13 protein-coding genes are annotated in these 13682 nt (G+C 39.1%); 11 read left to right on the top strand and 2 right to left on the bottom strand.

All coding sequences use genetic code 11. From position 1 onward, the window contains the following. Positions 1–20 precede the first annotated feature (20 nt). The 10 genes from JZO85_RS16275 to JZO85_RS16230 all read left to right on the top strand — a co-directional run bounded on the left by JZO85_RS16275 (position 21) and on the right by JZO85_RS16230 (position 9743). Positions 21–764, top strand: coding sequence for a Stp1/IreP family PP2C-type Ser/Thr phosphatase (locus JZO85_RS16275; RefSeq protein WP_207109571.1), 744 nt, complete (start codon positions 21–23; stop codon positions 762–764). Next, positions 761–2917 (top strand): Stk1 family PASTA domain-containing Ser/Thr kinase, encoded by a 2157-nt coding sequence (gene pknB, locus JZO85_RS16270; RefSeq protein ID WP_207109570.1) that lies wholly within the window; start codon positions 761–763, stop codon positions 2915–2917. Before JZO85_RS16275 ends, pknB begins: the two co-directional genes overlap by 4 nt. Before the next feature lie 95 nt (positions 2918–3012). Then, positions 3013–3894, top strand: a complete 882-nt coding sequence (rsgA, locus tag JZO85_RS16265) for a ribosome small subunit-dependent GTPase A (RefSeq protein WP_207109569.1) — start codon at positions 3013–3015, stop codon at positions 3892–3894. 32 nt (positions 3895–3926) lie between these two features. Then, entirely contained in the window at positions 3927–4577 is a 651-nt protein-coding gene (gene rpe / locus JZO85_RS16260) for a ribulose-phosphate 3-epimerase (protein WP_207109568.1), read from the top strand. Next, positions 4577–5215 carry a thiamine diphosphokinase gene (locus JZO85_RS16255; RefSeq protein ID WP_207109567.1) on the top strand — a complete coding sequence of 213 codons (639 nt, stop codon included), beginning with the start codon at positions 4577–4579 and terminating at the stop codon, positions 5213–5215. The genes rpe and JZO85_RS16255 overlap by 1 nt, the downstream gene beginning before the upstream one ends. A 159-nt stretch (positions 5216–5374) precedes the next feature. Then, a complete protein-coding gene (gene mreC / locus JZO85_RS16250) occupies positions 5375–6232 on the top strand; it encodes a rod shape-determining protein MreC (RefSeq protein ID WP_207109566.1) in 858 nt (285 codons plus the stop codon). Then, the gene (gene mreD / locus JZO85_RS16245; RefSeq protein WP_207109565.1) at positions 6229–6759 is read left to right on the top strand and encodes a rod shape-determining protein MreD; all 531 of its coding nucleotides are present in this window, start codon (positions 6229–6231) and stop codon (positions 6757–6759) included. The genes mreC and mreD overlap by 4 nt, the downstream gene beginning before the upstream one ends. Before the next feature lie 218 nt (positions 6760–6977). Beyond that, positions 6978–8378 (top strand): PcsB-like coiled-coil domain-containing protein, encoded by a 1401-nt coding sequence (locus JZO85_RS16240; protein ID WP_207109564.1) that lies wholly within the window; start codon positions 6978–6980, stop codon positions 8376–8378. A gap of 62 nt (positions 8379–8440) precedes the next feature. Then, on the top strand, positions 8441–8944 hold the full coding sequence (locus tag JZO85_RS16235) for a VanZ family protein (RefSeq protein ID WP_207109563.1): 504 nt from the start codon (positions 8441–8443) through the stop codon (positions 8942–8944). A gap of 76 nt (positions 8945–9020) precedes the next feature. Continuing rightward, positions 9021–9743: a YebC/PmpR family DNA-binding transcriptional regulator gene (locus JZO85_RS16230; protein WP_207109562.1), complete on the top strand. Its 723-nt coding sequence runs from the start codon at positions 9021–9023 to the stop codon at positions 9741–9743. A 414-nt stretch (positions 9744–10157) separates the two neighbouring features. On the opposite strand, the gene JZO85_RS16225 is transcribed toward JZO85_RS16230, so the two are convergent. Together JZO85_RS16225 and JZO85_RS16220 are read right to left on the bottom strand one after the other, a co-directional pair. Beyond that, on the bottom strand, positions 10158–11564 hold the full coding sequence (locus JZO85_RS16225) for a L,D-transpeptidase family protein (RefSeq protein WP_207109561.1): 1407 nt from the start codon (positions 11562–11564) through the stop codon (positions 10158–10160). Between the two features lie 210 nt (positions 11565–11774). Further along, positions 11775–12755, bottom strand: a complete 981-nt coding sequence (locus JZO85_RS16220) for an L-lactate dehydrogenase (protein WP_207109560.1) — start codon at positions 12753–12755, stop codon at positions 11775–11777. A 362-nt stretch (positions 12756–13117) separates the two neighbouring features. On the opposite strand from JZO85_RS16220, the gene pth reads away from it, so the two are divergent. Then, positions 13118–13675: an aminoacyl-tRNA hydrolase gene (gene pth / locus JZO85_RS16215; RefSeq protein WP_207109559.1), complete on the top strand. Its 558-nt coding sequence runs from the start codon at positions 13118–13120 to the stop codon at positions 13673–13675. The last annotated feature ends 7 nt before the right edge of the window (positions 13676–13682 follow it).

Raw genomic sequence — 13682 nt, 5'->3', positions numbered from 1 at the left:
AAATGAGGTGGACAAAAAAGATGGAGATCCAATTTCAATCAGACATCGGTAAGCGGCGCAACATGAATCAAGACTATGCAAATGTTTTTACTAATCAAGCAGGTATGTATTTGGCGATACTAGCCGATGGCATGGGTGGTCACTTGGCTGGCGATGTTGCTAGCAAAATGGCTGTTGACGGTTTAGGCGCTGCTTGGTCGACCTCGACTATCGCGCAGCCGGAAGAAGCTTCCCAGTGGTTTTTAGAAGAAATTCAAAAAGTGAATGAAGCGATTTACCAAGAAGGTGTTGCTCATCCAGAAATGCAGGGAATGGGTACAACGATTGTCAGCACTGCTTTGTTAGATGAGAAATTTGTATTGGCTCATGTTGGTGATAGTCGTGCGTATTTGATTCAAAACAATGAATTACAGCAGTTAACGGATGATCATTCATTAGTCAATGAGTTATTGAAATCTGGTGAGATCACAAAAGAGATGGCAGCGATCCATCCACAAAAAAATGTGTTAACACGTTCAGTAGGAATAGCTGGAACGATTAAAACAGATGTTTCAGAACATGAATGTCACCAGAACGATTATTTGCTATTGTGTTCAGATGGTTTGACAAATATGGTGAGTGAAGAAAATATTCTCGCAATCGTGGAAAGTGATCAAACATTGGAAGCAAAGACCAAGCAATTGATCAATGCGGCTAATGATGCTGGTGGTGCGGATAACATCACTGTCTTGTTGATTCATTTTGAAGAGGAGGCTCGTCCATGATAGAAATAGGCAAATTGGTCAATGGACGGTATAAAATTATCGCCAGTATCGGTAGTGGCGGTATGGCTAACGTCTTCTTGGCCCACGATTTAATTTTGGATCGTGATGTTGCCATCAAAATATTACGTTTTGACTTTCAAAATGATCAAACTGCGATTCGACGTTTTCAGCGTGAAGCGTTGGCAGCAACAGAAATGGTGCATCCGAACATCGTTGGTGTATACGATGTAGATGAAGAAAGCGGTATGCAATATTTGGTCATGGAATACGTGAAGGGAATGGATTTGAAACGCTATATTCAAACGCGTTCACCGATCCCTTACGGAAAAATTGTAGATATTATGGAGCAAATCCTATCTGCAGTAAGTTTGGCTCATGCACATGGAATCATTCACCGTGACTTGAAGCCGCAAAATATTTTGATGGACCAGTCAGGTGTAGTAAAAATCGCTGACTTTGGCATTGCGATTGCCTTATCTGAGACTTCTTTGACTCAAACGAATTCCATGTTGGGTTCCGTGCACTATCTGTCACCAGAGCAAGCACGAGGCAGTATGGCAACAAAACAATCGGATCTTTATGCTTTAGGGATTATCTTGTATGAAATGATTACTGGCAGTGTGCCCTTTGATGGAGAATCAGCTGTGACCATTGCGTTGAAGCATTTTCAAGATGAGATGCCATCGGTAAAAGGTTTTGATCCAGAGGTTCCTCAAGCGTTGGAGAATATCGTTATGCATGCTACTGCGAAGGAGCCGGCTGATCGCTATAAAACAGCAGATGAGATGGCGGCCGATCTTTCAACTGCGTTGTTGCCAGAACGATCAAATGAACTGCCTTGGCGTCCAACAGCGATGTTAGATGAAACAAAAGTGCTAACTCCGATTCAGCCTGAAGATATTCCAGTTGAGCAGCCGAAAGAAGAGCCTCCGGTTTCTGAGGAGAAGCCGAAGAAGAAAAAAGGCAAAAAACGATTTATTGCTATTTTTTTGTTGCTGATGTTAGCAATTGGCGGAGTAGTTGGATATCTATTAACCAGCTCAGCCGAAGTTTCAATCCCGCAAGTTGAGGATATGACTGAAGCAGAAGCACGAACGACATTAAAAGCGGCAAAATTAACCATTGACAGTAAAACAGATGAAGTAGCAAGTGATACGATTAAAAAAGGGCGTGTTGTCAAAACGAGCCCTGGAGCAGGAACGATGTTCAAAAAGAATCGCCCTGTCCGTCTGTATATTAGCTCTGGCACAAAAAAAGTGACCCTGAAAGATTATGAGGGGGACTCGATTGAAGATGCGAGAGAAGAATTGGAAAAAATTGGATTTTTAGAGAAGAACATTCGCATTAAAAAGGTTAACGATGAGTCAGCTCCTGTGGATCAGATTTTGACCCAAAATCCTAAGGAAGGTACAAAAGTTGATCCAAAAGAAGACGAGATTACTTTTGAGGTTTCAAGTGGTCCTGAGACATTCAAAATTGGCGACTATTCTCAGATGACTTATGCAGATGCCGAACAGCGATTGATACAACTTGGACTTACAAAGAATCAGATCAATCGGGTAGATGTATCAAGTGAGACAGCACCAGCAGAAGAAGTTATCAGTCAAGATCCAGTTAGCGGAACTGCTCTGACTTCAAAGGATACGATTACTTTGAAGGTCAGCTCAGGGTCTAGCTATGTTGAGTTAGATGATTTAAGCGGTCAGGATAGAGCTGCTGCAGAAAGTAAAATTTCGAGTTTAGGATTAATTTATTCTGAACAACAGGAATTTTCTGATGACGTGGAAGCCGGCAAAGTCATTCGAACAGATCCCGGCGCAGGCTCAAATTCATTAAAAGCTGGTGATACTGTGACAGTGTACATTTCAAAAGGTCCTGAAAATAAAGAAAATACTTTTGATGTAACGATTTCGGCTAAGTTTACAGGTTCTGAAGGTCAACAAGATACTATTACTGTTATGCTGAAGGACGCTAAAAACACGAAATCAGCACAGGTCTTGAATTTTAAATTGGATAAAAATACTCCTTCGACAACACAGAGCATCTCTGTAACGACTGCCGAGGGGGGCTCTGCTACTATTGAAGTTCAACGTAATGGAAATGCGGCAGTAACAAAAACCGTTCAAAAAGCAGAAACAATCACTGTCCCTTAGACAAAACCTTTCCTAATTTTTTAGGAAAGGTTTTTAGGTTATTTGTACTGTAATTAGATTTGAAGTATGCTACAATAAAATTGAAATTAAAGGAGATGAGCCGGATCGAAGGACAGATTCGTAAAGCCCTCAGCGGTTTTTACTATGTTGCTAGCGAAGGAAAGATTCATCAAACAAGAGCAAGAGGAAATTTTCGTAAAAAGAAATTGACACCTTTAGTCGGAGACGAAGTAGTTTTCAGTAGCGAAGAAAATAGTGAAGGCTACATTCTTGAACTGCTGCCTAGAAAAAATGAATTGATTCGACCGCCTGTTGCTAACGTAGATCAAGGAGTAGTCGTGACAAGTCTTGTTGAGCCAAATTTTTCTTATAACTTATTGGATCGCTTTTTAGTGACGTTAGAAAATAAATACATCCATCCAATTATTTATTTGTCAAAAACGGACCTGGTTACTGATCAAGCATTGGTGGAAGAAATCCGTTCAGTTTATGATCCCCTTGGTTATCCGGTAATTGACGGCGAACAAGACAAGCAAAAATTAACAGATTTATTCGCGGACAAGCTGACAGTTTTTATGGGGCAGTCAGGCGCTGGTAAGTCTACATTATTGAATGATGTATCGCCAGATTTAAATTTAGAGACTGGCGAAATTTCTGATTCATTGGGAAGAGGACGGCACACTACCCGACATGTAGAATTATTAAATCTGTTTGGTGGTTTGGTAGCTGATACTCCCGGATTTAGTTCAATTGATTTCTTGGAGATATCTGCTGAAGAGCTGCCTAAAGAATTTCCTGAATTTCGTGACGCTGCAGCAGAGTGTCGTTTTCGCGAATGTCGACATGTTAAAGAGCCTGGCTGTGAAGTGAAACGACGCTTAGAAGAAGGTAAAATCGCGAAAACACGTTATGATAATTATTTGCAGTTTTTGCAGGAAATTGAAAAACGTCGACCTGTTTATAAGAAAAATAAATAATTATAAATTAATATGGAAAAGGAGTACAGACTATGAAAATTGCACCATCGATTTTAAGCGCAGATTTTGCACGTCTAGGTGAAGAAGTGAAAATGGTGGAGGATGCAGGTGTTGATTACATTCATATTGATGTGATGGATGGAAACTTTGTTCCGAATATTTCTTTTGGTCAAGTAGTTGTGAACGCATTGCGCCCAGTTACTAAGCTGCCATTGGATGTGCATCTGATGATTGCTAATCCCGAAAATTACATCAATGATTTTGTTAAAGCCGGAGCAGACATCATTATGGCACATGTGGAAGCGACTCCTCACATTCATCGTGTCGTTCAAATGATTAAAGCCGCAGGGGTTAAACCAGGTGTTGTTTTAAATCCAGGGACGCCAGTGGAATCGATTAAGTATGTTTTAGCTGATGTGGATCAAATCTTGGTAATGACCGTAAACCCAGGTTTCGGCGGACAGTCATTTATCGAAAGTACTGTCGAAAAAATTGCAGAACTTGATCGTTTGAGAAAAGAGCATGGTTATCGCTATGAAATCGAAGTGGATGGCGGGATTCAACCTGAGTCTGCCAAAAAATGTGCAGCAGCAGGGGCAGATGTTTTTGTTGCTGGCTCATACATTTATGACGCAGAAAACCCGAAGGAAAAAATCAATGCATTGCGGGCTGCTATTAACTAATGAAAATTTTACTTGTTGCAGGCGGTGACCCAAATCACTGGCCTGCTTTTTCTCATGAATTTGATAAAATTATCGGTATTGACCGCGGCAATCTATTTCTTTTGCGTCAAGGAATAGTGCCTGATTTGGCAATCGGAGATTTTGATTCATTGAATGAAAACGAGAAAAAAGAAGTCTTTAATGCGGTTGATGAAGTGGTGACTTCTCCAGCGGAAAAGGATGACACGGATACACAATTAGCATTAGAAATAACTTTCAGACGATTTCCCGAAGCAGAAGTAACGCTGATTGGAGCAACTGGTGGACGCTTGGATCATCTATTAGCCAATCTATGGTTGGGCGTTGAACCACGTTTTTCACCGTTTCTGTCTCAAATAAAGATTGCTGATAAAGGAAATGTTGTAAGTTATATTGCATCAGGAAGTCATCAAATCCCCAAAATTTCTGATATGAAATATTTGGCTTTTTGTTGTTTAACATCTGTTAAAGAACTGACATTGAAGAATGTAAAGTACGAACTTCTAAATGCAGATTTTTTACAACCAACTAGTTTAGCCAGTAATGAATTTTTGACTGGGAACGCTGAAGTCAGTTTTTCAAAAGGACTGATTGCTGTGATTCAAAGTCGAGATGTTTAAAAACGGGCAGCTAAGATTCGTTTTTTTTGAAACGAATCTGCTGTTCTTTTTTTATTTATAAGAGATACTAAAATTCTTTAAAATCAACCGTCCACGCTTTTTAATCCCGGCGTTTAGTGGTAGAATTTATTCTATATTATAGCGTTCAGAGGTGCCTAAGTGAGAAAGTTTAATCCAAATAAGAATATTATTATTATATTAATTGTTGTTATTATAGTTGTGGCAACTGTTTCGATTACTGCTGCAAATCGTGCAAAAGACAGTGATACGAACGTTGTTCAATCAGCTGTGAATGACACTATAAGTGTTGTTGATAAAGTAATTACAGCACCTGGACGTTGGCTTAGCAGCGGTGTTCAATCTGTTTCTAACTTGATTAACACTTACGATGAGAATCAAAAGCTGAAAAGTGAAGTCGATCAATACGATGAAGTGAAGCAACAAACGAAGAATCAAGCGCAAGAAATAGAGCGTTTAAAAGATGAACTTGAATTGAACCAAACACTGACCAGTTATGAAAAGGTGACTGCAAATGTAATTACGCGTTCTCCAGATACGTGGCAGGATATGCTGATCGTTGATAAAGGGAGTGCAGATGGGGTAGAAGGTAACATGGCGGTCATGTCTCAAAAAGGGCTGATTGGTCGTGTAATGGAAGTGAATGCTCATTCATCCAAAATTCAATTATTAACATCAGATAATAAAAGCAGCAATCATTTTCCGGTAAAAATAAGTTCCGAGAATGGGAATTCCTTTGGTCTTTTGAATAAGTATGATACAAAGGAGCAACGGCTGATTGCGGAAACCAACGATAAACAGGAAATTAAAGAAGGTGATATCGTTCAGACTTCTGGTTTAGGCGGTAATTCACCTGCAGATCTTGCTATCGGCACTGTTGAGAAAGTAAAATCAGACAGTTTTGGCTTAAATCGCGAAGTGTACATTAAGCCTTATGCGCAGATGTATGATATCTCAGTCGTAACGATCATCCAAAGAATGGCGGGAGCGACCGAATGATTAGACGGAAAACCTTAAAATACATCACGCCCTTCTTACTGTTTTTCTTATTTTTGCTAGATGCGCATGTGACTCGGATCATTGCATCTTTAACAGATAATGTTTATGTGGCGAATGCACATTTAGCACTGTTGGTGCTAATGATCATTTCAAGAGTTGTAAATGAGCGTTTTTTACTGGGCACTTCCTTGGTTTTGGGGATTTTGTATGACCTATACTATATTGGCGTTATTGGAATTTATGCTGTGATTTTTCCGTTGCTAGTTATGCTTCTTTGTTTCTTTAAGAAAACGATTCAGCAAAATATTTTGACACTCTTTTTTACAGTTGTAATTAGTGTTACTATCTTTGAGCTGATTAGCTTATTACTGCAAACTATTTTTGGTTTAACTGGGGTTAACAGCGACTTTTTTGTTCCGCGATATTTAGGTCCGACACTGCTTCTTAATATTTTGACTTTTGTAATTTTAATCTTTCCATTAGAGAAAATTTTGATTGGTCCTTCAGAAGAAGAACTTGGTATTTAAAGGGAAAATAGAACCATTTGAATGAAGGTAAAAAACAGAAGAAAAAATCTTCTGTTTTTTTGTGCGCTCGATTTGTAACTGAAAAATAGTGAAATGAAATGTTTTTGTAACAAAGCTATTATATGGATGACATACAGCTATGGTAAACTCATGAATGTGTTAGAAAAAAGTCTAATAAAATTTTAAATAAAACATTTAAGTAGTCGGAGGACATTAGAGTGAAAAAAAGTTTGTTATCAGCATTAATGGTATGTTCAGTAACATTAAGCGCATTAGCAGCTCCAGCCGCAGCTTCTGCCGATGAATTTGATAGTAAAATTGCTGATCAAGATGCAAAAATTTCAAGTTTACAAAACCAACAAACTGATGCACAATCACAAATCAGTGCATTAGAAGGTGAAGTTGCTTCAATTAACGATAAAGCGCAAGGTCTATTAAACGAACAAGCATCGTTAAAACAAAAATCTCAAGAATTGCAAAAGCAAATCGAAACATTGCAAAAACGGATCGAAAAACGCTCAGAAGCAATCAAAGAGCAAGCACGTAATGTGCAAGTAAAACAGTCATCAGCAAATGTTATTGATGTGGTATTGAATGCTGAATCATTCACCGATGCTGTTAGTCGTGTTCAAGCAATGTCAACGATCGTGAAAGCAAACAACGATTTAGTTGAACAACAAAAAGCAGACAAAGCTGAAGTTGAGAAAAAACAAACTGAAAATCAAAAACAACAAGAACAAATCACGGCAAACCAAGCAACATTGGAAAGTCAAAAAGGTGATTTAATTGCTAAACAGGCAGATCTGAATGTTCAAACAACGACATTGGCTGCTGAACAAGCGACTGCTGAAAGTGAAAAAGCAAGTCTGAAAGAAAAACAAGAAGCTGCAATCAAAGAGCAACAACGTGTTCAAGAAGAAGCACGTAAAGCTGCCGAAGCACAAGAAGCAGCTCAAAAGGCAGAAGCAGATAAAGCAAAAGCTGATGCGGATGCTAAAGCAGAAGCAGATCGTAAAGCACAAGAAGAGGCTGCTGCAAGTACTACAACTGAAAGTTCAACGGTTGAGTCTTCGTCTACAGTAGAATCTTCATCAACAGAACAACAAACAGAATCAAGTACAACAGAGTCTTCAACAGCATCAACTAGTGAAGATAATTTCCAAGGCGGCGGAGCAACACCTACACCAGCGCCTACGACGCCATCAACACCGGAGACACCAGCTGTACCTGAAACACCGGCTCCAACACCAGCGCCAGCACCATCTGGTAATACTGGAGGAGTTGTTGCTGAAGCAATGAAATATATCGGCACACCTTACGTGTGGGGTGGAAAAACACCAGCAGGTTTTGACTGCTCTGGTTTTACATCATATGTGTACCGTCAAGCAACTGGTCGTGAAATCGGCGGATGGACTGTTCCTCAAGAATCAGCTGGAACACGTATCTCTGTTGATCAAGCACAAGCTGGAGATTTATACTTCTGGGGTAGCCCTGGCGGTTCATATCACGTAGCTATTGCAATGGGCGGCGGACAATATATCCACGCACCTCAACCAGGTGAAACAGTTACAGTAAGTTCTGTAAGTTATTATGCACCAAGCTTTGCGGTTCGTATGTAATCTAACTTAATCAATCATGACCGGTACGAAATTCGTACCGGTTTTTTTATGGAGGAAAAGCAATGCAGAAACAGATAAAAAACGGTAATTTCTACTTTGGACTGGCCATTTTGATGATGGCGGTTTTATTTATTAGCTCTTCTATGACTTATCAACAGCAAAGCCAGGTCTCATTAATTGAAAGGATATTGTCAAATGAACCGCTGAAAGGTTTTTTTAGTCAAGTATCATTTAACTATGCCGGTAGTGAAGTAAGTATAGCTGCAAAAGGCTATGTTAAATTTGTTGAATTCTTTATTCGCAAGGCAGCCCATTTTATGACTTATTTTATTTTAGGCGGTAGCCTATACTTAGGATTATTACCCAAATTGAAGCAAAAATCATCGGTCTTAAGTCTGTTTTTCGCTTGGTTAGCTGCAACTGGTTATGCAGCGACAGATGAATTTCATCAAATGCTGACTGGCGGTCGTACGCCATTATTCCAAGATGTGATGCTGGATTCATGCGGCGCATTGACGGCCTGTTTGATTATTCTCATTTATCGATTTATTCGTAAGAAGCGTTGATTGGGGATAATTCTTGACGAAAAATGGTTTCAGACGGAAAATATAAGGGATCAAAATATATAGGAGGAATGTAATCATGTCAGGACATAGCAAATGGCATAATATTCAAGGGCGGAAAAATGCTCAAGATGCAAAAAGAGGAAAAATTTTTCAGAAGATGTCGCGAGAAATTTATATGGCAGCTAAAGCTGGCGGTCCTGACCCGAGTACGAATCCTGCCCTGCGATTAGTGATTGATAAAGCTAAATCGGCCAATATGCCAAATGATAATGTTGATCGAGCAATTAAGAAAGCAACATCCGCAGGTGAAGGTGAGCACTATGATGAAATCACTTATGAAGGATATGGTCCTGGAGGTGTAGCAATTTTGGTTCATGCACTAACTGACAATCGAAATCGAACAGCGACAAACGTTCGTGTGGCGTTTACTCGAAATGGTGGTAATTTAGGAGAGACTGGTTCGGTAAATTACATGTTTGATCGAAAAGGGTACATCGCCATTGAGCGTGAAAACTTGACTGTGGACGAGGATACGATGTTTGAAGATGTGTTGGAAGCCGGTGCAGAGGACATGGAGATTTTGCCGGAGGTTTTTGAGATATATACAGCTGCTGAGGATTTTTCTAGTGTGCGGGATCAATTGGAGGCAGATGGGTTTACTCTGGCGCAGGCAGAACTAACAATGATTCCCCAAACGACGGTTAGTCTGAATGAGGAGCAACAGGAAAAACTGGAGCGTTTAGTTGAGAAATTAGAGGACGATGATGACGTTTCAGAAGTATTTACTTCGGCTGAATAGAGCTTCAAGCATTAAACAAAATCGAAACTATCTTTATAAAGTAAAAACAACGAATTGTACCGCCCCCCAAAAGTTAGACTAAAAATCGAACTTCTGGAGGTTGGTATTTTTTATAGCTTGAATTGTCAAATCAAGTGCAACACTTTATCAAAGAAGCCAGAAATAAAGTCAGATAGACAAGTGAAAGGTTGGATCATTGCTTATCGAGAATTCGGAAATGAGGGGGTTCTTCGAAAACGACAAAATCAAAGTTATACTGTTTTATTTAAGATAGCTGCGAAGTTATATCAAACAAGTGAGTTATCTTACCGTGAAGCGACTTAGAATAGAATCATCAAAAAAGCAAAGAAAAACGGAGTGGATTTCTCCACTCCGTAAAAGTCTATTTTTGTCGATACATTTCACTGTTTTTTACTAAAAGACCAATACAGGTGTCCCGACTTCTACCATATCAAAAAGTTGGGCCATTACAGCTGGTGGTGTATTCACACATCCATGAGATCCGCGGGTTTTCCAAAGTTCGCCCCCATATTCAGGTTGCCAGTCAGAATCGTGAAGTCCTACACCAGTCCAATCAATCGGCATCCAATATTTAACGGGACTTGCGTAATCTGACCCATCATCATTTTTTCCTCGTAGAGTCTTGTTGGTTTCTTTTGACCAGACATAATCGACACCAGCAGGAGTTGGTGAGCTTGGTTTTCCGCTGACGATATCTGTTTCTAAAGCGACTTTACCATCTTTGTAATACCACATATGTTGATTTTGCAAGTCTACTTCAATATATGTTTTATCTATTAGCGGTTTATCTGCTGTTGTTGCACCAGTAACAATTGGTGAACGTGTGAAGTCTTTTCCTTCTAATATCTGTTTCGTTAAAGCATCCACTTCTTCAGAAGTATTGATTGTCCAACTATACGTACCTGATGGGACTGAAACCTTTCCGCGACGAGTACTATTGAATTCGGTTGGTTTAGAACTTGTGTTGTATTTTTCGCCTAAGTTCGTAACATAGGCAGTCACTTTATCTTTATCAAGTGACATCGTGCCATTTTCATCGATTAACCAATTATTGATGTCTGATGAAGGAATTTGGAAATTTTCTCCATTGATACTATAGTTTGCTTTGATTTTTGCTACGGCATTCATTTTTTCCATAGTTTTCTTTAAATCAGCATCATCTTTGGTAATAGTTGGTTTGATAAGATAATCATCAAAATCAATATCATGTTTGCCATTTTTTGCCGCCTCTTTAAAAGCAGTTACGGCAGCATCGACATCGATCGTGTTCCCTTGTTTTTCAGGAGTGATCTCAAAACCATCATTTGACCGAGTGACCTTCGCATTTTCTGTTGCAGTTCGAGTTGAATTGGCTTGAGTTAATTCTGCACGAACTGCTTCGCCAACAGCATTCAATTTATTTTCATCTAAAGTGTTGCCGTCGACATCTTTTGTATCTGCTGCGGAGACTAGCTGCATACCCCAGCTAAATGGATTTTGTTTTTTCTGCATCTCTTTTAATCCAGGCAGATAATTATTTTGCCAGCCTAAATCCTTGCGATTGATTTCTTTCCAATTTTCTTTGTCGATTTTAATTAGGAAAGGGGAATCTGTCAGCTCGCGAGTAATCTTTCGGTTGGCTTCACTCACCGTCAAATTATTAATTTTTACTCCATTCACTACCGTGTTGGGAAGGAACCTTTGAGCATAATATGTACTGCGAACAGTGTATCCGCCAATTGAAACTACCAATAAACCTAATACAACAATCACACCGATTCGCGTTCGGCTACGAGAATTTCTTCTTTCATTTCTTGTCATCGAAATAACTCCTCATTGCATTTCCTTTTATTTGGTCTTCATTAACTATCGAAGTATTTCTATTTAAAATAATAGTCGATTTTCAAAATGATATACCGAATATAAATATACCACAGAATGGTTGAAATACGAGTAATATGTTTTGAAACGTTAGCAAATATTAAAAAAGGCCGCAAAGAATATTCATATTCTTTACGGCTTAAGAATTCTTTATTTTCCTTCAGCTTCAAGATCAGCGAAAGCTTTTTCCATAACTTCTTTAAGTTCTTTAGCAGAAGCATCCATACGATCTTTTTCAGCATCAGTTAATGGAATTTCAATGATATTTTGGATTCCTTTAGCATTGACAACTGCTGGAGCACCAATGTAAATATCATTTTGTCCATATTGACCTTCTAGGTATACAGATAGTGGGAATACGGCACTCTCATCATTTAAGATAGCACGAGTAATACGAGCTAGGGCAACGGCAATACCATAGAAAGTTGCCCCTTTTTTCTCGATGATTTCGTATGCAGCATCACGTACACCAAAGAATAGATTAACAAGGGCTTCTTCATCAACTTCTGGATTATCTTTTACCCATTCATAGATTTGTAAACCAGCAACATTAGCATGTGACCAAACTGGGAATTCTGAGTCGCCGTGTTCCCCTAAAATATAAGCGTGGACATTACGAGCATCAACATTAACCAATTCTGCGATTGCTTGACGGAAACGAGCTGTATCTAAAGAAGTACCTGAACCAATAACACGTTCTTTAGGGAAGCCAGAGAATTTCCAAGTAGAGTAAGTTAAAATGTCTACAGGATTTGCTGCGACTAAAAAGATACCGTCAAATCCAGAGGCAACAACTTGCTCTACGATACTTTTGTTGATGCGTAGATTTTTACCGACTAAGTCTAAACGAGTTTCGCCTGGTTTTTGTGGAGCGCCAGCAGTAATGACAACTAAGTCCGCATCGTGACAGTCTTCGTAAGAGGCTGAATAAATTTTCTTAGGTGACGTAAAGGCCAATGCATGAGATAAATCAATTGCATCTCCTTGTGTGCGATTGCTATCGATATCGATAATACCGATTTCTTGAGCGATATTTTGATTGACTAGAGCGAAGGCATAACTTGAACCTACTGCGCCGTCTCCGATTAACATTACTTTTTGATGGGTTTTACTAGCTGCTGTTGCAGTCATGTGTACCAATCCCTTCTTATATTTGTTTTTCCAGTGGAATGATAACACTAATTAATGAAACTTGTCACGTATTTTACTCATTAATAATACAGTTATTTTTGCTGTTTCAAAAGAAAACGCTTCATGTACTAACAGCTCAAGATACTGGTAACATAAACTTTTTTCAAAAATAACAGAATCTTAATGGAGTCTTAAAGCACTGAAAACGGTCACTACAGGGGAGTTTGTGTTATACTGTATAAAGAAAATTTTGGACTGGGTAGTCATTTGACTATCCAGCATTTTGTCATGCGGATGAAAATCAATTGAATTTCAATAAATAATAGCAGAAGAATTTATTTAGAAGAACGAGGCGAGATAGTATGAAAATGATCGTGGGTTTAGGAAATCCAGGGAAAAAATATGAAAATACAAAACATAATGTCGGCTTTATGGTCGTGGATCAATTGGCGAAGGAACATGGAGCTGTCTTTAAAAGAAATACATTTGAAGCAGAAGTAGCTGATTATTTTGTGAATGGTGAAAAAATTTTATTGGTCAAGCCATTAACTTTTATGAACGAGTCCGGCAGAGCAGTGGGTCCGTTGATGACATATTTCGGTGTTTATTTAGAAGAGCTGGTAGTGATTGCTGATGACTTGGACATGGAGCTTGGAAAATTACGATTGAGGCAAAAAGGCAGTGCTGGAGGACATAATGGATTGAAAAGCATTATCTCGCATATCGGGACGCAGGAGTTTAATCGAATTAAAATTGGCATTGGTCGACCAAATGGGAAGACGGTTGTGAACCATGTATTAAGCACCTTCAGTAAAGAGGATACAGCAATCATTGCAGACAGCGTTGCACGTGCTGGTGAAGCCATAGATGATTTTGTCTCAAGTAAAGATTTCCTGCAAACGATGAATAGGTTTAATTAATGCGAAC

This window comes from Candidatus Enterococcus murrayae (assembly GCF_017315985.1).
GTDB classification, from domain to species: Bacteria; Bacillota; Bacilli; order Lactobacillales; family Enterococcaceae; genus Enterococcus_A; species Enterococcus_A murrayae.
Note: the sequence above shows the minus strand (reverse complement) of the source record. Positions and strands in the feature narration are given on the sequence as shown.

Coding starts and splice junctions, on each gene's coding strand:
- JZO85_RS16230 (WP_207109562.1), top strand. CDS start 9,021: ATGTCAGGACATAGCAAATGGCATAATATTCAAGGGCGGAAAAATGCT.
- JZO85_RS16225 (WP_207109561.1), bottom strand. CDS start 11,564: ATGACAAGAAATGAAAGAAGAAATTCTCGTAGCCGAACGCGAATCGGT.
- JZO85_RS16255 (WP_207109567.1), top strand. CDS start 4,577: ATGAAAATTTTACTTGTTGCAGGCGGTGACCCAAATCACTGGCCTGCT.
- JZO85_RS16275 (WP_207109571.1), top strand. CDS start 21: ATGGAGATCCAATTTCAATCAGACATCGGTAAGCGGCGCAACATGAAT.
- rsgA (WP_207109569.1), top strand. CDS start 3,013: ATGAGCCGGATCGAAGGACAGATTCGTAAAGCCCTCAGCGGTTTTTAC.
- JZO85_RS16220 (WP_207109560.1), bottom strand. CDS start 12,755: ATGACTGCAACAGCAGCTAGTAAAACCCATCAAAAAGTAATGTTAATC.
- rpe (WP_207109568.1), top strand. CDS start 3,927: ATGAAAATTGCACCATCGATTTTAAGCGCAGATTTTGCACGTCTAGGT.
- JZO85_RS16235 (WP_207109563.1), top strand. CDS start 8,441: ATGCAGAAACAGATAAAAAACGGTAATTTCTACTTTGGACTGGCCATT.
- pth (WP_207109559.1), top strand. CDS start 13,118: ATGAAAATGATCGTGGGTTTAGGAAATCCAGGGAAAAAATATGAAAAT.
- mreD (WP_207109565.1), top strand. CDS start 6,229: ATGATTAGACGGAAAACCTTAAAATACATCACGCCCTTCTTACTGTTT.
- pknB (WP_207109570.1), top strand. CDS start 761: ATGATAGAAATAGGCAAATTGGTCAATGGACGGTATAAAATTATCGCC.